General features: G+C 63.1%; 14 protein-coding genes, 4 rRNA genes and 2 pseudogenes. 4 read left to right on the top strand and 16 right to left on the bottom strand.

Annotated elements, in window-relative coordinates:
* Positions 1-55 precede the first annotated feature (55 nt).
* The 9 genes from LDO22_RS00100 to rpmB form a co-directional block, all read right to left on the bottom strand.
* Positions 56-1577 (bottom strand): 16S ribosomal RNA (locus tag LDO22_RS00100).
* Between the two features lie 536 nt (positions 1578-2113).
* Positions 2114-5164, bottom strand: coding sequence for a glycoside hydrolase family 2 TIM barrel-domain containing protein (locus LDO22_RS00095; RefSeq protein WP_224023627.1), 3051 nt, complete (start codon positions 5162-5164; stop codon positions 2114-2116).
* Positions 5165-5254: 90 nt separating this feature from the next.
* On the bottom strand, positions 5255-6262 hold the full coding sequence (locus LDO22_RS00090; protein ID WP_224023629.1) for a LacI family DNA-binding transcriptional regulator: 1008 nt from the start codon (positions 6260-6262) through the stop codon (positions 5255-5257).
* A gap of 159 nt (positions 6263-6421) precedes the next feature.
* Positions 6422-6538 (bottom strand): 5S ribosomal RNA (rrf, locus tag LDO22_RS00085).
* A 157-nt stretch (positions 6539-6695) separates the two neighbouring features.
* Positions 6696-9824, bottom strand: a 23S ribosomal RNA gene (locus LDO22_RS00080).
* 503 nt (positions 9825-10327) lie between these two features.
* Positions 10328-11849, bottom strand: a 16S ribosomal RNA gene (locus tag LDO22_RS00075).
* Together the 16S, 23S and 5S rRNA genes form the textbook arrangement of a ribosomal RNA operon.
* 658 nt (positions 11850-12507) lie before the next feature.
* Positions 12508-12813: a 30S ribosomal protein S14 gene (gene rpsN / locus LDO22_RS00070; RefSeq protein WP_015938870.1), complete on the bottom strand. Its 306-nt coding sequence runs from the start codon at positions 12811-12813 to the stop codon at positions 12508-12510.
* A gap of 2 nt (positions 12814-12815) precedes the next feature.
* Entirely contained in the window at positions 12816-12983 is a 168-nt protein-coding gene (gene rpmG / locus LDO22_RS00065) for a 50S ribosomal protein L33 (protein WP_013602737.1), read from the bottom strand.
* The gene (gene rpmB, locus LDO22_RS00060) at positions 12983-13219 is read right to left on the bottom strand and encodes a 50S ribosomal protein L28 (RefSeq protein WP_018763944.1); all 237 of its coding nucleotides are present in this window, start codon (positions 13217-13219) and stop codon (positions 12983-12985) included. Before rpmB ends, rpmG begins: the two co-directional genes overlap by 1 nt.
* Positions 13220-13533: 314 nt before the next feature.
* Between rpmB and LDO22_RS00055 the strand changes: the two genes are divergently transcribed.
* The 3 genes from LDO22_RS00055 to LDO22_RS00045 are packed head-to-tail and all read left to right on the top strand — an operon-like array spanning position 13534 to position 16353.
* Positions 13534-15000 carry a ferredoxin reductase family protein gene (locus LDO22_RS00055; RefSeq protein ID WP_224023631.1) on the top strand — a complete coding sequence of 489 codons (1467 nt, stop codon included), beginning with the start codon at positions 13534-13536 and terminating at the stop codon, positions 14998-15000.
* On the top strand, positions 14997-15542 hold the full coding sequence (locus LDO22_RS00050; protein ID WP_224023633.1) for an FMN-binding protein: 546 nt from the start codon (positions 14997-14999) through the stop codon (positions 15540-15542). The genes LDO22_RS00055 and LDO22_RS00050 overlap by 4 nt, the downstream gene beginning before the upstream one ends.
* On the top strand, positions 15526-16353 hold the full coding sequence (locus LDO22_RS00045; RefSeq protein ID WP_224023635.1) for an FAD:protein FMN transferase: 828 nt from the start codon (positions 15526-15528) through the stop codon (positions 16351-16353). The genes LDO22_RS00050 and LDO22_RS00045 overlap by 17 nt, the downstream gene beginning before the upstream one ends.
* A gap of 23 nt (positions 16354-16376) precedes the next feature.
* Here LDO22_RS00045 and LDO22_RS00040 read toward each other — a convergent pair whose 3' ends face one another.
* Together LDO22_RS00040 and LDO22_RS00035 are read right to left on the bottom strand one after the other, a co-directional pair.
* On the bottom strand, positions 16377-17138 hold the full coding sequence (locus LDO22_RS00040; RefSeq protein ID WP_224023636.1) for an SGNH/GDSL hydrolase family protein: 762 nt from the start codon (positions 17136-17138) through the stop codon (positions 16377-16379).
* A gap of 56 nt (positions 17139-17194) precedes the next feature.
* Positions 17195-17680, bottom strand: a complete 486-nt coding sequence (locus LDO22_RS00035) for a MarR family transcriptional regulator (protein WP_159629765.1) — start codon at positions 17678-17680, stop codon at positions 17195-17197.
* A 59-nt stretch (positions 17681-17739) separates the two neighbouring features.
* Here LDO22_RS00035 and LDO22_RS00030 point away from each other — a divergent pair, with 59 nt between their 5' ends.
* The gene (locus tag LDO22_RS00030; protein ID WP_159629763.1) at positions 17740-18045 is read left to right on the top strand and encodes a YciI family protein; all 306 of its coding nucleotides are present in this window, start codon (positions 17740-17742) and stop codon (positions 18043-18045) included.
* Here the strand turns inward: LDO22_RS00030 and LDO22_RS00025 are convergent.
* The 5 genes and pseudogenes from LDO22_RS00025 to LDO22_RS00005 form a co-directional block, all read right to left on the bottom strand.
* Positions 18042-18905, bottom strand: coding sequence for an SGNH/GDSL hydrolase family protein (locus LDO22_RS00025; protein WP_224023638.1), 864 nt, complete (start codon positions 18903-18905; stop codon positions 18042-18044). The two genes, LDO22_RS00030 and LDO22_RS00025, sit on opposite strands and share 4 nt — an antisense overlap.
* Before the next feature lie 136 nt (positions 18906-19041).
* Positions 19042-20094, bottom strand: coding sequence for a siderophore-interacting protein (locus LDO22_RS00020; RefSeq protein ID WP_224023639.1), 1053 nt, complete (start codon positions 20092-20094; stop codon positions 19042-19044).
* A pseudogene (locus LDO22_RS00015) lies at positions 20091-20911 on the bottom strand (ABC transporter ATP-binding protein). The gene LDO22_RS00020 and the pseudogene LDO22_RS00015 overlap by 4 nt, the downstream one beginning before the upstream one ends.
* Before the next feature lies 1 nt (position 20912).
* Positions 20913-21950: an iron ABC transporter permease gene (locus tag LDO22_RS00010; RefSeq protein ID WP_224027234.1), complete on the bottom strand. Its 1038-nt coding sequence runs from the start codon at positions 21948-21950 to the stop codon at positions 20913-20915.
* Positions 21951-22006: 56 nt separating this feature from the next.
* Positions 22007-22852: pseudogene (locus LDO22_RS00005) on the bottom strand (iron chelate uptake ABC transporter family permease subunit); the annotation flags it as partial.
* Positions 22853-22854 lie beyond the last annotated feature (2 nt).

The following is a 22854-nucleotide window of genomic DNA, read 5'->3' as shown; positions in this document are numbered from 1 at the left end:
GACAACCCCCACACCCGGACATACATCCAGGCCGGTTGTTGTAGGTGCTCCTTAGAAAGGAGGTGATCCAGCCGCACCTTCCGGTACGGCTACCTTGTTACGACTTAGTCCCAATCGCCAGTCCCACCTTCGACAGCTCCCTCCCACAAGGGGTTAGGCCACCGGCTTCGGGTGTTACCAACTTTCGTGACTTGACGGGCGGTGTGTACAAGGCCCGGGAACGTATTCACCGCAGCGTTGCTGATCTGCGATTACTAGCGACTCCGACTTCATGGGGTCGAGTTGCAGACCCCAATCCGAACTGAGACCGGCTTTTTGGGATTAGCTCCACCTCACAGTATCGCAACCCTTTGTACCGGCCATTGTAGCATGCGTGAAGCCCAAGACATAAGGGGCATGATGATTTGACGTCGTCCCCACCTTCCTCCGAGTTGACCCCGGCAGTCTCCTATGAGTCCCCACCATCACGTGCTGGCAACATAGAACGAGGGTTGCGCTCGTTGCGGGACTTAACCCAACATCTCACGACACGAGCTGACGACAACCATGCACCACCTGTAAACCGACCACAAGTGGGGGACCTGTTTCCAGGTCTTTCCGGTTCATGTCAAGCCTTGGTAAGGTTCTTCGCGTTGCATCGAATTAATCCGCATGCTCCGCCGCTTGTGCGGGCCCCCGTCAATTCCTTTGAGTTTTAGCCTTGCGGCCGTACTCCCCAGGCGGGGCACTTAATGCGTTAGCTACGGCGCGGAAAACGTGGAATGTCCCCCACACCTAGTGCCCAACGTTTACGGCATGGACTACCAGGGTATCTAATCCTGTTCGCTCCCCATGCTTTCGCTCCTCAGCGTCAGTTAATGCCCAGAGACCTGCCTTCGCCATCGGTGTTCCTCCTGATATCTGCGCATTTCACCGCTACACCAGGAATTCCAGTCTCCCCTACATCACTCTAGTCTGCCCGTACCCACCGCAGATCCGGAGTTGAGCCCCGGACTTTCACGGCAGACGCGACAAACCGCCTACGAGCTCTTTACGCCCAATAATTCCGGATAACGCTTGCGCCCTACGTATTACCGCGGCTGCTGGCACGTAGTTAGCCGGCGCTTCTTCTGCAGGTACCGTCACTTACGCTTCTTCCCTACTGAAAGAGGTTTACAACCCGAAGGCCGTCATCCCTCACGCGGCGTCGCTGCATCAGGCTTGCGCCCATTGTGCAATATTCCCCACTGCTGCCTCCCGTAGGAGTCTGGGCCGTGTCTCAGTCCCAGTGTGGCCGGTCACCCTCTCAGGCCGGCTACCCGTCGTCGCCTTGGTAGGCCATTACCCCACCAACAAGCTGATAGGCCGCGAGTCCATCCAAAACCACAAAAGCTTTCCACCAACCACCATGCGATGGAAGGTCATATCCGGTATTAGACCCAGTTTCCCAGGCTTATCCCAGAGTCAAGGGCAGGTTACTCACGTGTTACTCACCCGTTCGCCACTAATCCACCCACAAGTGGGCATCATCGTTCGACTTGCATGTGTTAAGCACGCCGCCAGCGTTCATCCTGAGCCAGGATCAAACTCTCCGTTGAAAACAAACAGACACAACCAAAACCACCGGAAATAACGGTCATAATGGCTGCACAAAATTTGAAACCAGCTAAAAACACCAAACCACACCACAGGGGCGGCACGATTCGGCAAATTCAACCAATTACATACATAATCGGTATCAACAAACTTGGCACACTATTGAGTTCTCAAACAACAGACACACCCGGCACCACCCAAACCAACGTTCAGGATCGCTCCGGAGCAACTTTTCAAACTTACCCGATCCCACCCGGCTTTGCAAACCACGTTTCCGTGACCCAAAACCTCCAGGATCAGCCCCCACCCACCAACAGCACGCACAAAAAGCGAACCATTTTCCAGGCCGTTCAAAAAGGGGGGTTGGCCGCTATTTTTCCGCTTCAGCGGCGGCGACTCAGAAAACAATACCCGCACACAACCCCCACCGCAAATCGAACCAAACCGTACCCCAGGGGCCTCCTAAACCCCGGAATACCGCGGTTTTTGGTTGCTTAGGCGGGGCTCCGGCGCCAGTTTGCCGGCTTTATGGAGTGGCTCACATCTGCTGCAGGCCGTTCCCAGTTACCCGGAGGACCACGTCGAAGGCCGCCGTCCGGGGCTTCAACCGGTATGGCTCCAGCACGCCAGGCCCGCACGCTGCCGTCCCCACACCCCTCATGGCATGGTCAAGGTAGATGTAGGTGCGCCCGTCCGGAATGAGATCGGGCCTGTGGGTGGCTGCTGCCAGGGCCTGCATGCTGTATGGCCGGACTGTCAGCGCAAAGGGCGCGCCGCAAACGTGCAGCTCCCTGCCACCCGCGCTCAACACCGCGGACCGCACTCCGGACCGGGCCCCCGACTCCTGGGGGCGGACGTACTCCACGTCCAGGCCGGCAAGGGGCAGCTCGAACCATCCTGTCCGGGTGCCCTGCCCGGTGTCCGGGTAACTCTGGTGCGGGCCCTGGCCGAACCAGCCCACGGTGGTTGTCCCGGCGCCCAGCACAAGCTCCAGCCCGATCCGAGCCCACTCCACCTCAAAGCCGGCGTTGACCCACTCCCCTACCGGCGTGACATGGGTCCGCAATGCCAGGGAGCCGGCCCCGCTGGTCCACTCATAGTCGACCAACACTCCGAACTGCTTGTCCGCCGCCCCCATGCGCGTGCTGACGCGAAGGTGCTCGCCGCCGTCGGGCGTTGTTTCGGCGCTGATGCCCAGCAGGCGGGTGTGCAGCCGGTCGAGTCCCGCCTCCTTCCACTGGGTGGCAAGGGGCCGCTCGTCCGCGCTTCCCCACTCCCGGCCAAGGTCGTTGTCCGTGGGTGCCCACCACAGGACCAGGCCCAGCTTTTCCACGGGCAGGCCCCCGATGCAGGTGGGCATGCCGGTGGCCCGGTCGAATACGGCAGGACCCAGCCGGAGTTCCTGGTCGGTGACGTCAACCGGTTCTTCGGCCGGCGGCATGGCGGGTGGCTGCACCGCCCTGACTGCCTGCCCCCACGCCACCTCATGGCCGGCAGCAGCCCAGGCAGTGTCCGAGGCAAGTACGGCACTGACCGTGAGTACGGCCGGCTGGCTCTCCGGCAGGCCCGCCACATACCGGGCCACCTCTGCCGGCAGCTCCACGACGGCCTGGGACTGCGGTGCGAGCGGCGGAACTGCCACCGATCCCTCCAGCTGCGTGCCGCCGTCGTCCTCCACCTTGTATTGGAACCGCAAGGCGGATGTGTCGGCAAAGTCCTGGCCGTTCCGCACGGTGAAGCCGGCCCAGGAGTCTGCCACCCCGATGTGCAGCGGTTCAATCACCTTCTTGAAATCCAGCAGGCCGGGGCGGGGGTTGCGGTCGGCATCCACCAGCCCGTCCGTGACGAAGTTCCCGTCGTGGATCTCCTCACCGAAGTCCCCGCCATAGGCGAAGTGGTGGCCGCCGCCAGGGGAGGGGACGGTGATCCCGTGCTCAAGCCACTCCCAGACGAAGCCGCCCATAAGCCGGGGATACCGTTCGAACAGCTCCTGGTACTCGCTCATGCCGCCAGGCCCGTTGCCCATGGCGTGGACGTATTCGCACAGCATGAACGGCATGGCGCGGCGCCGCGCATCGAGTGCGGCATCCTCCAGGGCCGGTTCAATGCCCCGCCCGATGAGCTCCGTCTCGGCCTGGCTGGCGTACATCCGTGAGTAGACGTCCACGTCTGGCGAGGACCAGTCACCTTCGTAGTGGATGGGACGCGACGGATCACGGTCCTTGGTCCAGCGCGACATGGCCGCCAGGTTCCTGCCGGTGCCCGCCTCGTTGCCCAGCGACCACATGATCACCGAAGGATGGTTTTTGTCGCGCTCCACCGTCCGCTGCATCCGGTCCACCAGCGCAGCCTCCCACCGCGGATCATCGCTGGGGTTTTGTGCCCAGCCGGCGCTGTGGAAGCCGTGCGTTTCCAGGTCGCATTCAAGGACGACGTAAAAGCCCAGCCGGTCCGCCAGCGCAAGGAACTCGGGGTGCGGCGGGTAATGCGAGGTCCTGATGGCATTGATGTTGTGCTGCTTCATCAACCGCAGCTCGGCCTCCACCACATCCCGCGGCACCACGCGGCCAAGCCGGGGGTGGTGCTCGTGGCGGTTTACGCCGCGAAGCAGGATCCGCCGGCCGTTCACTTTGAACTGGGCGTCCTCGATGGTGATGCTCCGGAAGCCCAGCTGCAGCGAGACAGTCTCGCCGGGGGTGCTGACAGTGGCGTCGTAGAGGCGTGGGATTTCAGCGGACCAGGGCTCCACGCCGGGGATTTGCTGCTCCACCCCGGCGGCCAGCTCGAGGCCAAGTTCCGGAACGCGGACGACGGCGTCAATCGCCTGCCCCGAGCGGGTCACCTCAACGCGGAGTGAGCCGGCGCCCGTTCCCGGGTGGTAGCCCGCGTGGACAAAGACATCGTCGATCCCCTGCGCCGGCCGGCCCTGAAGCGTTACGTCCCGGAAGATGCCCGGGAGCCACCACATGTCCTGGTCCTCCACGTAGCTTGAGGCGGAGAACTGGGCCACCCGGACCGCCAGGGTGTTGGTTCCTTCCACCAGGACGCCGGAGACATCGAATTCGTGGGCCAGCCTGCTCCCGCGGGTAGACCCCAGTTCCACCCCGTTCAGCCACACGGTCCCGGCCGAATCGATGCCATCGAACCGGAGCACGGCGTGCGGGAGGAACTCCGGGCCTGCCTCAAAGGCCACCAGGTGGTCGCCGATGGGATTGGCATCCGGCACGTGCGGGGGTTCCACCGGGAAGGGGAACTGGACGTTGGTGTAGGCCGGAGAGCCGTGGCCATGCATGTTCCAGCTCGAGGGGACGGGAAGGGCAGTGAACCCGGACAGCCCGTTGCCGCGCTGCCACCCGTCGTTGGGTGCGGTCCGGATGCCGGGGCTCAGCCGGAACTGCCATTCCCCGTTCAGTGAGAGCCTGGGTGCGTCGGATTCGAGGTGCGCCCGCGCTGGAAGGCTTCCCCGCCCCGGTGCCGGCGAGGCCAATTCCCTGGCCTCCGCGGCACCAAGCTCCAGGAAGCGGGAGGGGGCCGTGGCTGTGGCGGCGGAGCCGTAACCGGCAGTTCCGGCTCGGTTGTGCAATGGCATGTGTCTTCCTTGGCGGGGAGGAGTACGGTACGTGAACGTTCACGGTGCTGCAGAAGAAGCCTAACCGTTCGATTTCCATTTGAGTAGGGGTCAGGCGGACTGCCGGAGGACAAGCTGATGCCGGAGGGTCAGGAAGGCCTCGGGGCTGCGGTCCTGGACTGCGCCGGAAAGCAAGCTGTCCACGAGTCCGACGGCGGCGCGGCCCACCGCGTGAAGGTCCAGCGAGAGGGTGGTCAGCTCAGGGGTGAGCAGCTCCCCGAGTGGTATCCCGTCCATGCCGATGACCGGACAATCGTCCGGGGCAGACCTGCCAGTTCCCTGGAGCGCCTTCAGTGCGCCTGCTGCCATCAGGTCGTTGAAGGCGAGAATGCCGTCGACGCGCCCCCCGCTCGTCAAGAGCAGGGCGATCGCCGATTTGGCAGCGGCCGCGGACGGCTCCGCCGGCAGGCGGGTGAGGTGCACGCCTGCCTCTTCGGCCTCGGCCGCTGCTGCCGCGCTGCGGCTGCTGGCGTTAGTGCCTTGGTCCGAGTCCAGGAAGATGATGTTCCGGCAGCCCCGGGACGACAGGTGCCTGAGGGCGAGCCGGGCAGCGTGACGGTAGTCGAAGGCGATTCCTCCGGCGGTGTCCGTGCCCGGGTAGTCGATGGCGACGACGGGGCGCCGGCCCATCAGCGCCTGCGCTTCATCGGGGTGCGGCGCAAGGTAGCCGATCAGCGCATCCACCTGGGGCGCAAGCCGGGCAGCGGCAGTTACGGCGCTGCCGGTGCCATGGCCGTAATCGTCCATCACCACGTTCCAGCCACGCTCGGTGGCAGCCTCCACCACGCTGGAGGCGAAGGCCGGAAAATACGGGTTTGTCAGGTCCGGGATGGCGAGTCCTACGGAAGTCCGGGCGCCCTGCACCAGGCCCTTCGCAAAGCGGCTGGGGATGTACCCCATTTCCGCCGCAAGTCCCTGGACCCGTTCCCTGGTTTCCTGGCTGATGCCGGCCATGTCATTCATGGCGCGGGTCACGGTCTGGCGTGATACACCGGCTGCAGCTGCCACATCCAGGATGGTGGCCCGCTTGCCCCTGGGTCCTTGGATCTGGGGGGTCATAGACGGTAAGTCTAGGCGGCTGAGCCACATGCGCCAGTAAATGTGGCTGGTGAGCGCGGGTTTTGGGGACCGTACCTGATGGAGCAGCCCAAGAATGTTTTGTTTGTTAAATGTGGGAGGCCCCAACCGTGTGGTTGGGGCCTCGACCATTAATAGTTGTTCCGGCGGTGACCTACTCTCCCACACCCTCCCGGGTGCAGTACCATCGGCGCTGTGGGTCTTAGCTTCCGGGTTCGGAATGGGACCGGGCGTTTCCCCCACGCTATGACCGCCGTAACCCTTGTACCCGAACCCCGCAGGGGGTTGGGAAGTCTTGTGGTTACAACATCCCTGCCCGCGGGCAGGGGGTGGTGTTGTATTCAATTGTTAGGTTCCGCCAACAGGGTTGTTGGTTGGGAACCACATAGTGGACGCAAGCAGAATGTTTTTCTGTGTGGTGTAAGTTATTGGCCTATTAGTACCGGTCAGCTTCACGAGTCGTTAGTCCTCGCTTCCACATCCGGCCTATCAACCCAGTGGTCTGGCTGGGGGCCTCTCACACATAATGTGTATGGAAATCTCATCTTGAAGCGAGCTTCCCGCTTAGATGCTTTCAGCGGTTATCCCATCCGAACGTAGCTAATCAGCGGTGCACTTGGCAGTACAACTGACACACCAGAGGTTCGTCCGTCCCGGTCCTCTCGTACTAAGGACAGCCCTTCTCAAATTTCCTGCGCGCGCAGCGGATAGGGACCGAACTGTCTCACGACGTTCTAAACCCAGCTCGCGTACCGCTTTAATGGGCGAACAGCCCAACCCTTGGGACCTACTCCAGCCCCAGGATGCGACGAGCCGACATCGAGGTGCCAAACCATGCCGTCGATATGGACTCTTGGGCAAGATCAGCCTGTTATCCCCGAGGTACCTTTTATCCGTTGAGCGACGGCCATTCCACAATGTACCGCCGGATCACTAGTCCCGACTTTCGTCCCTGCTCGAGATGTCTCTCTCACAGTCAAGCTCCCTTGTGCACTTACACTCGACACCTGATTGCCAACCAGGCTGAGGGAACCTTTGGGCGCCTCCGTTACTTTTTAGGAGGCAACCGCCCCAGTTAAACTACCCATCAGGCACTGTCCCTGACCCGGATTACGGGCCGAAGTTAGATGTCCAAAGTGACCAGAGTGGTATTTCAACGATGACTCCACCCGAACTGGCGTCCGGGCTTCAACGTCTCCCACCTATCCTACACAAGCCACTCCGAACACCAATACCAAACTATAGTAAAGGTCTCGGGGTCTTTCCGTCCTGCTGCGCGTAACGAGCATCTTTACTCGTACTGCAATTTCGCCGAGTTTATGGTTGAGACAGCGGGGAAGTCGTTACTCCATTCGTGCAGGTCGGAACTTACCCGACAAGGAATTTCGCTACCTTAGGATGGTTATAGTTACCACCGCCGTTTACTGGGGCTTAAATTCTCAGCTTCGCCGTGAGGCTAACCGGTCCTCTTAACCTTCCAGCACCGGGCAGGAGTCAGTCCGTATACATCGTCTTGCGACTTCGCACGGACCTGTGTTTTTAGTAAACAGTCGCTTCCCCCTGGTCTCTGCGGCCCCGATCCCCTCCCGGACGCGAAGTCCGTTCAAGGTTGGGGCCCCCCTTCTCCCGAAGTTACGGGGGCATTTTGCCGAGTTCCTTAACCATAATTCTCTCGATCGCCTTAGTATTCTCTACCTGATCACCTGTGTCGGTTTGGGGTACGGGCGGCTAAAACCTCGCGTCGATGCTTTTCTCGGCAGCATAGGATCACCAAATCCCCCCAAACGGGGGTCCCATCAGATCTCAGGCTATATGAGTGGCGGATTTGCCTACCACTCGCCCTACATCCTTAGACCGGGACAACCATCGCCCGGCTCGGCTACCTTCCTGCGTCACACCTGTTAATACGCTTGCCTCCCAGGATCAGGTCCCGCGCTCCACCAAAACCCTTCACCCACAAGGGGTGTCAGGCAGGTCTCGGGCGGTTAGTATCCCCTGTTCAACATGGACGGTTTTTCGCCGGTACGGGAATATCAACCCGTTGTCCATCGACTACGCCTGTCGGCCTCGCCTTAGGTCCCGACTTACCCAGGGCAGATTAGCTTGACCCTGGAACCCTTGATCATTCGGCGGACGGGTTTCTCACCCGTCTTTCGCTACTCATGCCTGCATTCTCACTCGTGTAGGCTCCACCGCTGGTTTACACCGCGACTTCACTGCCCACACGACGCTCCCCTACCCATCCAGACGCCTGAACCACAAGGGCTTAGCTAAATATCTGAATGCCACAACTTCGGCGGTGTACTTGAGCCCCGCTACATTGTCGGCGCGGAATCACTTGACCAGTGAGCTATTACGCACTCTTTTAAGGGTGGCTGCTTCTAAGCCAACCTCCTGGTTGTCTGGGCAACTCCACATCCTTTCCCACTTAGCACACGCTTAGGGGCCTTAGTTGGTGGTCTGGGCTGTTTCCCTCTCGACTATGAAGCTTATCCCCCACAGTCTCACTGCTGCGCTCTCACTTACCGGCATTCGGAGTTTGGCTGACGTCAGTAACCTTGTAGGGCCCATTAGCCATCCAGTAGCTCTACCTCCAGCAAGAAACACGCAACGCTGCACCTAAATGCATTTCGGGGAGAACCAGCTATCACGAAGTTTGATTGGCCTTTCACCCCTACCCACAGCTCATCCCCTCCATTTTCAACTGAAGTGGGTTCGGTCCTCCACGACGTCTTACCGTCGCTTCAACCTGGCCATGGGTAGATCACTTCGCTTCGGGTCTAGATCACGCCACTCACACGCCCTATTCAGACTCGCTTTCGCTACGGCTGCCCCACACGGGTTAACCTCGCGACGTAACACTAACTCGCAGGCTCATTCTTCAAAAGGCACGCCGTCACCAGAATCAGACTGGCTCCGACGGATTGTAAGCACACGGTTTCAGGTACTGTTTCACTCCCCTCCCGGGGTACTTTTCACCTTTCCCTCACGGTACTGGTCCGCTATCGGTCATTAGGGAGTATTTAGGCTTATCAGGTGGTCCTGACAGATTCGCACGGGATTTCTCGGGCCCCGTACTACTTGGGATACTCTCACAGGCGGTACAAACACATTACGGTTACGGGACTAACACCCTCTCTGGCCGGCCTTTCAAAACCGTTCACCTATGCGCGCACATCACACCCCACCAGCCCGGCAGAACTGGTATGGAAAGTCCCACAACCCCGACCATGCAACGCCCGCCGGCTATCACACATGGAACGGTTTAGCCTGATCCGCGTTCGCTCGCCACTACTAACGGAATCACTATTGTTTTCTCTTCCTGCGGGTACTGAGATGTTTCACTTCCCCGCGTTCCCCCCACGCACCCTATGTGTTCAGGTACGGGTCACCAAGTCACTCGCGCGCTTGGCGGGGTTTCCCCATTCGGACACCCTGGGATCACAGTCCGGTTATCGACTCCCCCAGGCTTATCGCAGATTCCTACGTCCTTCTTCGGCTCCTAATGCCAAGGCATCCACCGTGTGCTCTTAAAAACTTGACCACAAAGATCAAAAACATTTTCGAGAGAACCACGAAAACTGTCCCGCGCACCCAAAGGCACACGAACCAGATCCAGGTTCATTTATCTTGGAAATTGCTTCTTATACAAGATGCTCGCGTCCACTATGTAGTTCTCAAACAACAACCCCACACCACACACCCCACACACACGTGCGTGGACCGTCATGGCAGGGAAACCAGAAACAAACAAACCCACCAGAACACCACCCACACCCCGAAAGGCGAAGACAGCGAACCCGTGGTCCTGTTGCCTCAGGACCCAACAGTGTGCCAAACACGAAAACCACCACATCACCACGCCCACCGTTCCAGAACCACCAGGGTTCGTACTAGGAAAAGACACGACAACACAACGGCCGCTATTTGTTGATATTCCACCCATGAGCACCCGCCGCAGGACAATCGCCTGCGCAACGGGCTTGCTTCCTGACAACCCCCACACCCGGACATACATCCAGGCCGGTTGTTGTAGGTGCTCCTTAGAAAGGAGGTGATCCAGCCGCACCTTCCGGTACGGCTACCTTGTTACGACTTAGTCCCAATCGCCAGTCCCACCTTCGACAGCTCCCTCCCACAAGGGGTTAGGCCACCGGCTTCGGGTGTTACCAACTTTCGTGACTTGACGGGCGGTGTGTACAAGGCCCGGGAACGTATTCACCGCAGCGTTGCTGATCTGCGATTACTAGCGACTCCGACTTCATGGGGTCGAGTTGCAGACCCCAATCCGAACTGAGACCGGCTTTTTGGGATTAGCTCCACCTCACAGTATCGCAACCCTTTGTACCGGCCATTGTAGCATGCGTGAAGCCCAAGACATAAGGGGCATGATGATTTGACGTCGTCCCCACCTTCCTCCGAGTTGACCCCGGCAGTCTCCTATGAGTCCCCACCATCACGTGCTGGCAACATAGAACGAGGGTTGCGCTCGTTGCGGGACTTAACCCAACATCTCACGACACGAGCTGACGACAACCATGCACCACCTGTAAACCGACCACAAGTGGGGGACCTGTTTCCAGGTCTTTCCGGTTCATGTCAAGCCTTGGTAAGGTTCTTCGCGTTGCATCGAATTAATCCGCATGCTCCGCCGCTTGTGCGGGCCCCCGTCAATTCCTTTGAGTTTTAGCCTTGCGGCCGTACTCCCCAGGCGGGGCACTTAATGCGTTAGCTACGGCGCGGAAAACGTGGAATGTCCCCCACACCTAGTGCCCAACGTTTACGGCATGGACTACCAGGGTATCTAATCCTGTTCGCTCCCCATGCTTTCGCTCCTCAGCGTCAGTTAATGCCCAGAGACCTGCCTTCGCCATCGGTGTTCCTCCTGATATCTGCGCATTTCACCGCTACACCAGGAATTCCAGTCTCCCCTACATCACTCTAGTCTGCCCGTACCCACCGCAGATCCGGAGTTGAGCCCCGGACTTTCACGGCAGACGCGACAAACCGCCTACGAGCTCTTTACGCCCAATAATTCCGGATAACGCTTGCGCCCTACGTATTACCGCGGCTGCTGGCACGTAGTTAGCCGGCGCTTCTTCTGCAGGTACCGTCACTTACGCTTCTTCCCTACTGAAAGAGGTTTACAACCCGAAGGCCGTCATCCCTCACGCGGCGTCGCTGCATCAGGCTTGCGCCCATTGTGCAATATTCCCCACTGCTGCCTCCCGTAGGAGTCTGGGCCGTGTCTCAGTCCCAGTGTGGCCGGTCACCCTCTCAGGCCGGCTACCCGTCGTCGCCTTGGTAGGCCATTACCCCACCAACAAGCTGATAGGCCGCGAGTCCATCCAAAACCACAAAAGCTTTCCACCAACCACCATGCGATAGTCGGTCATATCCGGTATTAGACCCAGTTTCCCAGGCTTATCCCAGAGTCAAGGGCAGGTTACTCACGTGTTACTCACCCGTTCGCCACTAATCCACCCACAAGTGGGCATCATCGTTCGACTTGCATGTGTTAAGCACGCCGCCAGCGTTCATCCTGAGCCAGGATCAAACTCTCCGTTGAAAACAAACAGACACAACCAAAACCACCGGAAATAACGGTCATAATGGCTGCACAAAATTTGAAACCAGCTAAAAACACCAAACCACACCACAGGGGCGGCACGATTCGGCAAATTCAACCAATTACATACATAATCGGTATCAACAAACTTGGCACACTATTGAGTTCTCAAACAACAGACACACCCGGCACCACCCAAACCAACGTTCAGGATCGCTCCGGAGCAACTTTTCAAAGTTACCCGATCCCCACCTCCGAAGCAAATCCATCTTTCAGGATTCACATCGAATTGAAGACCGCCCCACACCGATTTCCAGCGCCCTAAAGAGCAACCAGATTCTGGCCTTGATTTGGGGTTTTGGCCACCCGGTGAACAGTTCTTCACTGTCTCCCCCGCGGCGACTTAGAAAACAATACACGCACACCGGTCCCATCGCAAACCGGCCCTTCGGAGGCCGGAAATCCCCGGTATTCCGCGCGAAACCCGGGGTGGAGCGCCTGCGCAACCTGCCGTCGTCGTCATTCTGCCGCTGTGTGCTGCCGCACAGGTGTTTCCTGGCAGGGCCGGCCGCTGAACAAGCAATGGGTTAAACGCAGAAGGGCCGGCAACCCTAAGGTTGCCGGCCCTTCTCAAGCAGCTGGAATCAGCGGTGCTGGATTACCAAGAAGACTTGGTGATGCCCGGGAGCTCACCGCGGTGAGCCATGTCGCGGAAGCGAACACGGGAGATACCGAACTTCTGGAAGGTGCCACGGGGGCGGCCGTCGATGATGTCGCGGTTGCGCAGACGGATCGGGGACGCGTTGCGGGGCAGCTTCTGCAGGCCCAGGCGGGCTGCTTCGCGTGCTTCGTCGGTTGCGTTTTCGTCAACCAGGGTCTTCTTCAGTTCGAGGCGCTTGGCAGCGTAACGCTCAACGATGACCTTGCGCTGCTCGTTGCGAGCAATCTTGGACTTCTTAGCCATGTTTAGCGCTCCTCTCGGAATTCGACGTGCTGGCGGATCTTGGGGTCGTACTTCTTCAGGACCATGCGGTCCGGGTCGTTACGACGGTTCTTGCGGGTCACGTAGGTGTAACCCGTGCCCGCGGTCGACTTGAGCTTGATGATCGGACGTACGTCCTTGTCCTTAGCCACTAGAGCTTCACCCCACGAGCCAGAATGTCGGCGACGACTGCGTCGATACCGCGCACGTCGATGGTCTTGATGCCACGTGCAGAAACCTGCAGCGTGACGTTACGGCGCAGGGACGGAACCCAGTAGCGCTTCTTCTGGATGTTCGGATCGAACCGACGCTTGTTGCGGCGGTGCGAGTGCGAAATGCTGTGCCCAAAGCCCGGCTCGGCCCCGGTCACTTGGCAGTGTGCTGCCATGACTTCTCCTCAAGAATTGAAAGTAATGATCCGCATATCTGCTGCTGGACCATGCTGCCAAGTGCGACCCACAGAATGTACGGGCAACGGTTAGTTACGCAACTTGAGCCCCTAACTACCGGCCACCCTGGAGAAAATTACCGGGCAACCGGAGCAATTGCGCACGCTCCGCGCACTTAGCGCCTACCAAGTCTACGAGTTGACGCAATTAAAGACCAATCGGGTGTATAAGGGCTTGCCCCTGTTGAAAGGTCACAGCAGCCGCTGGCCCCTTTTCACAGCAGGGACATAGCTTCCCCAAGCATGTTTGATGCATGAACACACAGCTCCTGCCGGCATCACCGGCCGCAAGCAGCTCCGGCCGCCCGGAGCTCTCACCACCGAAGATACCCGCCCGCGGCTGGTTCGCCCGCCAGTACCGCCGGCGCCTGCTGCGGACGGACTTCCTGACCGTCATTGCCTGGGCATCCGTGGCTGCCGCCATCGCCTTATGGCTGGCAGACGGCGGGGCCACCAGCATCACCTCGCCCGCCTCGCTGTTCACGGCGGCGGGAATCGTGGCCGGCCTGGCGGGTATGGACCTGGTCCTGCTGATGCTGCTCCTGGCCGCGAGGATCCCGTTCATCGACCGCACCATCGGCCACGACCGGGCCCTGGAATTCCACGGCAAACTGGGCAAGCCCTCCCTCTACCTCCTGTTGGCACACGGCCTCCTGCTGGTCATCGGGTACGGCATGGCCGAGGGACTGGACCCGGTCAGCGAATCCATCAACCTGTGGGTGCAGGTCCCCGACATGTGGCTGGCGTTCGTCTCCATGGCCCTGTTCATCGCCGTCGTGGTGACCTCCCTGGTGGCTGTGCGCCGGCGCTTCCCGTACGAGTTCTGGTACGTGGTCCACCTGCTGACCTACGCGGCGGTGGCAACGTCAATCCCGCACCAGTTCAGCGTGGGCGGCCTCTTTGCGGCCGGCACCTGGCAGCGGTGGTACTGGCTCGCCATCTGCATCTACACCGGCAGTGCCCTGGTGTACTTCCGCATCCTTGAGCCGGTTCTGGCCACCGCGCGCCACCAACTGACGGTGGCCCGCGTGGAGGCCGTGGCTCCGGGCGTGGTGAACATCGTCATGCGGGGACGGAAGCTGGACCAGCTGGCGGGGACGGGCGGACGCTTCTTCATCTGGCGCTTCCTGGCGCCGGGCATGTGGTGGCACCCCCACCCGTTCAGCCTGTCCGCGGAGCCCGTGGTCAACGGCCGGGACGGCCAGGGGACGCTGCGGGTCACCGTCCGGAACCTCGGCGACGGCTCCGCCCAGCTGCTCCGGCTGCGGAAGGGCACCAAGGTGGCCCTGGAGGGTCCCTACGGATTGCTCAGCACGGCAGCCCGGACGAAGAACAAGGTGGTGATGATCGGCGCCGGCATCGGCATCACTCCCCTGCGCGCGCTGTTGGAGACCACCCCGTTCGCTCCAGGCGAGGCCACGGTCCTGCTCCGCGGCCACACTGACAAGGAGCTTTACCTGGGCACCGAAATCCTTGACCTCTGCCAGGCGCGCGGGGCCCGGCTCTTCCACCTCACCGGGCCGCGGGGCCCTGGCCGGTCCACCTGGCTTCCCGAGGACTCGGTGCGCAACGGCTACAGCCTTACCTCCTATGTGCCGGACATCAGGGATGCGGACGTCTACGTCTGCGGCCCGGCGGCGTGGGCGGCCAATGTCATTGCGGACGCCGGGAAGGCCGGCGTCCCCGAGGAACAGATCCATCACGAAAGGTTTGACTGGTGAAAATTCGCGGAACAGTCGCAGCAGCTTTGGCCTCCGCCGGGATCCTCCTGGCGGGCTGGCAGACAGGCACGCAGGCCGGCGGCATCAGCACCGTCGCATCAAGTACGACGGCGACCGGCACCACGGGTGCAACAGGCACCGGGTCCACGGGGACGGGTTCGTCCGGGTCGGCCGGGTCCTCCAGCTCATCGGGCACCGCAGGGTCTTCCGGGTCAGCAAGCTCCTCCGGGTCCTCCGGTTCGTCCAGTTCGTCCAATTCCTCCGCGTCCGGCACCTACAAGGGCAACACCGTCCAGACCCGGTTTGGCCCCGTGCAGGTCCAGATCACGGTGGCGAACGGGAAGATCACCGATGTCACGGCGCTGCAGCTGACCAATACGGACGGCAAATCCATCCAGATCAGCAACCGCGCGGCACCCCTGCTCCGCAGCAAGGTCCTGGCGGCGCAGTCTGCCAATGTCCAGACCGTCAGCGGCGCCACCATCACCAGCGACGCCTACCTCACCTCACTCCAGGCAGCCCTCGATGCAGCAAACCTCTAACCCCCTGCCCGCCACGGCAGGCACCACCCTGAAGGCCCGCACCTTTGACTGCATGGGAACGGTCATCGGCCTGACACTGCCGGTGGACTCCCCCGCGGAAGGGCAGCCGGGGCTCGACGAGCTCGCAGCCGCCACCGCCGTCGTCGAACGCCTGTTCCGGGACCTGGACGAAACGTTCAGCCTGTACCGCCCCGATTCGGAAGCCAGCAGGCTGGCGCGCGGTGAACTGACGCTGCCCCGCGCCTCGGCGCAGATGCGCGAGCGTTATGCCGAAGCCCACGAGTGGCGGCTGCGCACGGAAGGGGCCTTCACCCCTGAAAGGCCAGACGGGGTGCTGGATCTGTCCGGGATCATCAAGGGCCATGCCATCCGCGCGGCCGGGACGTCGCTCGTGGCCCTGGGCCGCCGGGACTGGTGTTTGAACGCCGGCGGCGACGTCCTGGTCAGCGGTTCGCCGCACCCCGGCAGCGCCGAACCCTGGAAAGCCGGCGTGGTGGACCCTGCCGACCGACTGACCCTCATCACGGGATATCCGCTGGGCGGCAACAGCCGGCACAGCGCGATGGCCACCTCCGGCTCCGCTGAACGCGGCGAGCACATCTGGCGGGTGGGAAGCAGGGCCGGTGACGACGGGTTTGTCCAGGTCACCGTTGCCGCCGGGGATATTGTCACCGCCGACGTTCTGGCCACGGCGATCGTTGCCGGCGGGACACGGATGCTGGACCGTGCCGCGGACAACTGGGACGTTGCCGTGCTGGCCATCCGCGCGGACGGCTCGATCCTGGCGACTCCGGCGTTCCAGCCGGGGTAGGAGAGGCGCAGCCAGGACCCGCGCTACAGCCGCGTGAGCTGGGGGTACTTGGCCTGCAGGTTGTCCCCGGAGGATTTCCCGGTGACGCGGCGGACCACCCACGGCGCCGCGTATTCGCGGAACCACTGGGCGTTGGCACGGATGGCGTCGGCCCCGCTCAGTTCCGGCACCGGAGTCATGGGCGGGACGTCGATGGAGTGGTCACATTTGAGGACCTCAAGCACGCGCTTGGCCATGTTCGCGTGGCCGGCGGCGGACATGTGCATCCGGTCGTGGGCCCACATGCCCCAGTCGTAGTACTCGCTGAAGCGCCAGTAGTCCACCAGCAGGGCGCCGTGGTCCCCGGCGATCCCGCGGACCAGTTCGTTGTAAATGGCAGTGCGGCCCCGCATGGTGCCGAATACCTTCGAACCCCGGGCGTCGAAACCCGTGAACATCACCACGGTGGCGCCGGTGGCAGCGAGCTTCGCCACGGCGTCGTTGTATTCCACGAGGAGATCATCGATGTCCACGCGCGGGCGGAGGATGTCATTGGCGCCGGCGTAGATGCTCACCAGGGTGGGGTTGAGTTCGACGGCGGCGTCCACCTGTTCAGCCAGGATTTGGCGGAGCTTCCTGCCACGGATGGCCAGGTTGGCGTAGCCGAAGTCCGGGTCCGCGGCGCAGAGCTGTTCCGCCACACGGTCGGCCCATCCGCGGACACCGTTGGGACGTGCCGGGTCGTCGTCACCGACGCCTTCGGTGAAAGAGTCGCCGAGTGCCACAAACCGGGAAGTGAAATCCATGCGGTTAGTTTGCCACCCGTTGCCGGAAGCAACCAATCGCCCGGGATGCTCTCGGGTCAGGCCTGGGTTTCGCGCAGGATCCAGTGGTCCGAGTCCAGGCGTCCCACCACTTTTTCACCGATCCGCGCCAGGTCCAGCACGTCCTGTTCAGTCAGGGCATCGAGGAACAGGTCACGGACGTCCTCAACATGCGCCGGGGCCAGGCCGACAATCGTGGCCATGCCTTCCTCGGTGAGGTGGGCCGTGGTCACCCTGGCGTCGTGGGGGTGCGGGCGGCGTTCCACCCAGCCGCGCTTCTGCAGCTTGGTCACCACGTGTGAGAGGCGGGAGAGGGAGGCGCTGGTGCGGGCTGCGAGCTCGCTCATGGGCAGGAACCGGTCCTCGGCTTCGGACAGCATGGCCAGGACGGTGTAATCGAACAGGGACAGTTTTCCCGCGGCGTGCAGCTTGGTGTCCAGGGCGGCAGGCAGCAGCGTATTGATGCTTACCAGCGCCAGCCAGGCGCGGCGTTCGTCAGCGTTGAGCCAGCGGGGTTCGGTCATGTTCCCTATTCTACGATTGATCCTTCAAGTAGCTGGTGCGGCGCCGGTAGGCTTGCCCCATGTATGTTGTCTCCCTCACCTACCGCGTGCCCCAGGAGATCGTCGACTTCCACAACGACGCCCACATCGCCTGGCTGCAAAAGGCGTTCGACGACGGCGTGTTCATCGCCGCCGGACGCAAGATTCCGCGCACCGGCGGGTTGCTGCTGTCGCAGGCCGAACGGGAAACCCTGGACGCGAGCCTGGCGCAGGATCCGTTCTACACCAACGGGGTTGCCGACTTCGAAGTCATGGAATTCCATGCAGGCCGGGTGGCCCCGGGCTACGAAATCCTGCTGGACACCCCTCCCCAGCCCGCACCCTAAGGCGGGCTGCTTCCCGAAGGTATGCTGCCGGCGTCGGACGTTCCGGCGGCGAGCTTCTTCAACCCGCCGTTCCGCGGAACCTTCACCGGCTGGGGCCAGCGCGGGGTGAGGGTGTCCCCCAGCGTGACCCCACGGAGCTTGCGGCCGAAGAGCGGCAGGACCCAGTCGTGGACCCAGCGGCGCTGGCGCCGCTCCCACTCGCGCAGGCCGGGCCGGGCGGGTGGTTCCCAGTCCCTGGGTTTGATCTTGTGCGGCACGCCCAGCTGGTCCAGCACCTGCCCGGCAAGGTATTTGTGCCCGGCTTTGGACATGTGAAGCCGGTCCGAGTCCCACATCCGCCGGTCGTGGAAGGCGTCCAGGCACCAGTAGTCCACCAGCACGGCCCCGTATTTATCCGCGATGTCCCGGACCCGCTGGTTGTAATAAGTGTTGCGCTTCTTCAGTGGCTCCAGCAGGGCGGACACCTTGACGTCGAACCCCGTGAAGAGGACCAGCGTGGCCCCGGTACCGGCCAGCCGGGCCACCAGCTGTTCGTAGTCCGCCATGAGCGCCGGCATGTCGGTCTTCAGGTCCAGGATGTCGTTGCCGCCGGCGTAGAGCGTGACAAGCGTTGGCCGCATCCGCAGCGCCGGTTCCAGCTGCTCGTCGACGATGTGCCGCAGCCGCTTGCTCCTGATGGCCAGGTTGGCATATTTCCACCCTGGCTGCGCCTTGGCGAGTTTCTCGGCCACCCGGTCGGCCCACCCCCGCACCCCGTTGGGCAGCCGCTCATCCCGATCCCCCACCCCTTCGGTAAAGGAATCCCCAAGGGCAACAAACACCCGCCGCCCGGAGTCAGGAAGCAAGGGATCAGAGGACACAGCCACGAAAGTACCGGGACAAGTCAAAGGAATCACGACGCCGGGATGAACAGTAAGTGATGGGGCGTCCCGGAAATGCTGGCAGGATCTGATGGGGCGTCCCAGAAATACCGGCAGGATCTGATGGGGCGTTTGGCTAGCCTTCGGCTTTGCCCTGCCGCCAGTACCCCATGAACGCCACCTGTTTCCGGTCGATGCCCACGTCCCGCACCAGGTAGCGGCGCATGTCCTTGATGACGGCTGCTTCACCTGCGATCCAGGCGTAGAACGGCATGGCACCGGCGGGCATGTCCGGGTTCTTGGTGGCGCTGATGGCGGCGGTTTCCATCCGGGACGGTGTCTCCCAAAGGATGTCCTCGTCCACGTTGACGTCTTCGGGCTCGGGACCTGCGCCGGCGTCGGAGGCTTTGATGCCCACCCAGCCCGGCACGGGGACGGCTTTGCGCACGGCCTCATGCAGCAGCTGCCCGTGTGGCCGGGACCGCCCGATGGCGGCGCCGCGGGCGAGCCAGGTGATTTCGATGTCCGCCGGGGAGCTGAGTTCGAGGAAGTCGCCTGCCTGCGGGACTTCCAGGAGGGCGTGGCCACTCATGTATGGCGGGAGCGTTTCCAGGATCGCGGAGATGGCGGGGACGGCGGTTTCGTCGCCGGCGAGCAGGACGCGCTGGGCCATGCCGGGGCGCCACTCGATACCGGAATAGGTTTCGGCGGTGACGCAGTGCGCGGCGCGGTTGTTCGGGCCGATGAGGGTGAGCGGGTCGCCGGGTTTGGCCTTGGATGCCCAGTCCGCTGCCGGCCCGGCGTGCCCATCCTCGTCGGCGTGCATCACGAAGTCGACGTCGATCTCGGGGTACACCGCATCCAGCCGCGCCTCCCGGACCGTATAGGTGCGCATGGAGCCGCGCACGGCCGGGTCCATGGCCAACCAGTCCCGGTACCAGCCGGCGTGGGCGGTGTCGAAGGCGGGGACCGGCAGGACCGACCCGTCGGGGGCCTGCGATGGAATGACGAGCTTCACCCGCAGGTCCAGGGTGTGGCCGTGGACGCCGAAGTCACGCAAGGAGTAGCCGCCGAAGGTGATCCTGCGGAACGTGGGGCTCAGTTGCTGGACAGCTGAGACGGTCACCTCGAAGGCAAGGCTCATCGGCTGGGTTGCCGGCTGGGTGGCGGCGCTTTCCCGGGTCTTCATGAAACGAGCTCCAGTTCGGTGGTTGTGGCGTGGTGGCGACCAATGGGAAGGATCAGCGGATCAGGGTACCGGAGACGGGGTCCGGGATGACGCGGCTCTCCAGGCCGAAGACGTTTTTGACCAGGTCCTCCGTCACCACGTCGTGCGGGGACCCCAAGGCCGCCACGGCGCCGTCCTTCATGGCGATGACGTGGTCAGCGTAGCGGGCGGCCAGGTTGAGGTCGTGCAGGACGATGGCCACGGTGGTGCCGCGCGTGCGGTTCAGGTCCGTCACCAGGTCCAGGACCTCCACCTGGTGGGCCAGGTCCAGGTAGGTGGTGGGTTCGTCCAGCAGCAGGACGTCGGTTTCCTGGGCAAGGGCCATGGCGATCCAGGCCCGCTGCCGCTGGCCGCCGGACAGTTCGTCCACGTCCCGCCCGGCGAGCTCCAGCGTTCCGGTGGCTTCCAGCGCGCGCTGCACCGCGGCGTCGTCCTTGACACTCCAGTTGCGGAAGAAGCCCTGGTGCGGGTAGCGTCCCCGCCCCACCAGGTCGCGGACGGTGATCCCGTCCGGGGCGCTGGGGTGCTGGGGTAGCAGGCCCAGGGTGCGGGCCAGTTCGCGTGCCGGGCGGGAATGGATGTCCTTGCCGTCCAGGGTCACGGCGCCGCTGGCGGGTTTCAGGAGCCGGGACAGGCCGCGCAGCAGGGTCGACTTTCCGCAGGCGTTGGCGCCCACGATCATGGTCACCCTGCCTTCGGGGAGCCGGACGCTGAGCCCGTCCACCACGCAGCGCTGGTGGTAGCTGAGGGTCAGGTCCTTGGCTTGGAGAACTGCCACGTCAGGCATCCTTTCGGTTGGCCGTGACCAGGAGCCACAGCAGGAACGGGGCGCCGAGCGCGCCGGTGACCACGCCCACCGGGAGCACTGTGCCGCCCAAAAACAAGGGGGCCAGGTTGGCGGCGAAGTAGTCGGCCGCCAGGACAATCAGGGCGCCCACCATGGCCGACGCCGGCAGGCTGGCTTTGCCTGTGAAGCGGCGGGCGATGGGACCGGCCAGGAAGGCGACGAACGAGACCGGTCCGGCAGCCGCCGTCGCCACTGCTGCCAGCGATACCGCGACGACCACCAGTGCCAGGCGCGCGGTGTTGACCCGGACGCCCAGCCCGGCCGCTGCGTCATCCCCCAGTTCCAGGATTCGCAGCGGCCCGGCGATAAGCCCGGTGGCGGGAAGCAGGGCGGCGAGCGCAAGGAAGAGGATCCCGGCGCGGTCCCAGTTGGCGGAGTTCAGGGATCCGTTCAGCCAGACCAGGGCGTCGGCGGCGGTGCGGATGTCGGCCCGGGTCATGAGGAAGCTGACCACGGCCTGGAGGGCTGCCGCGGTCCCCACACCGGCCAGGACCAGCCTGTTTCCGGCAGCGGTTCCCCTGCCGGTTCGGCGGGCGCCTCGGGAGATCGCGTAAATCAGGGCCGCCACGGCCAGGGCACCCGCCAGCGCCGCCGCGGACACAGCGGCACCGGATACGCCGAAAACAACGATCGCAACAACCGCCGCCGCACTGGCCCCCGAGCTGATGCCAATAACGTCGGGGCTGGCGAGGGGGTTCCGCAGCATGGTCTGGAACAGGGCGCCGGCCAGGCCGAACGCGATCCCGATCAGGGTGCCGATGACCGCGCGGGGAAGTTTGTTCTCCATCACGATGAAGCTGGCTCCCGGAATCTTCGCGCCGCCGGTGAGGTGGTTGATGACGATGGTGAAGAAATCCGAAATGGTCACCGTGTAGCTGCCCAGCAGGACGGACGCGAAGAACAGGATCACGACGGCGGCAGCCAGCATCGCGGTCCGGTGCAGTCGCCCCCGTCCCCCGCGCTGCTCCATCACTTCTGGCCCCTTGGGACCGGTTTTGGCAGCCATATCTGATAGCGCAACGCCGGTCACAGGCCTGCCCCTTTCCCGCGGCGGACCAGCCACACGAACACGGGGGCGCCGACCAGGGCGGTCATGATGCCCGCCGGGATTTCACCGGGAAGCAGCACCACCCGGCCAACGATGTCCGCGCCCAGCAGCAGCGCCGGGGCGGCCACCAGGGACAACGGCAGGATCCAGCGGTAGTCCGGGCCGGTGAGGAAGCGCACAGCATGCGGGATCACCAGGCCAACGAAGCCGATGGGCCCCGCCAGCGCGGTGGCCGTGCCGCACAGCAGGACCACCCCCAGGGCCACCACGGCGCGGGCCAGGCCCACCCGTTGGCCCAGCCCGCGGGCAACGTCGTCCCCCAGGGCAAGGCTGTTGAGGGTCCGCCCGGCCAGCAGCACGACCAGCGCACCCGCCGCCAGGAACGGCAAACCCGGCAGGAGTACCGGCCAGTCACGGCCCGCGATGCCGCCCACCTGCCAGAAGCGGAACCGGTCGAGGGTGTCCTGGCTGGAGACCAGGATGACGTTCATGAGCGATGACAGCCCGGCGCTCAATGCTGCTCCCGCCAGCGCGAGCTTCACCGGCGTTGCGCCGTCCCGGCCCAGCGAGGCGATGAGGTACACCACGACGGCGGCCGCGGCGGCCCCGGTGAACGCGAACCAGATGTAGCCGGTGAAGGTGGTGACGCCGAAGAGGTAGATTCCCGTGACCACCCCCAGGGCAGCTCCGGCGTTGACACCGATGATGCCGGGATCGGCCAGCGGATTGCGGGCAACACCCTGCATCGCCGCACCGGCCAGGCCCAGCGCACCGCCGGCCAGCAGGCCCAGGACGGTCCGCGGGATACGGGCGTGCACCACGGCGT

Origin of the sequence: Arthrobacter sp. NicSoilC5, assembly GCF_019977395.1 — a bacterium.
Taxonomy (GTDB): domain Bacteria; phylum Actinomycetota; class Actinomycetes; order Actinomycetales; family Micrococcaceae; genus Arthrobacter.
Note: the sequence above shows the minus strand (reverse complement) of the source record. Positions and strands in the feature narration are given on the sequence as shown.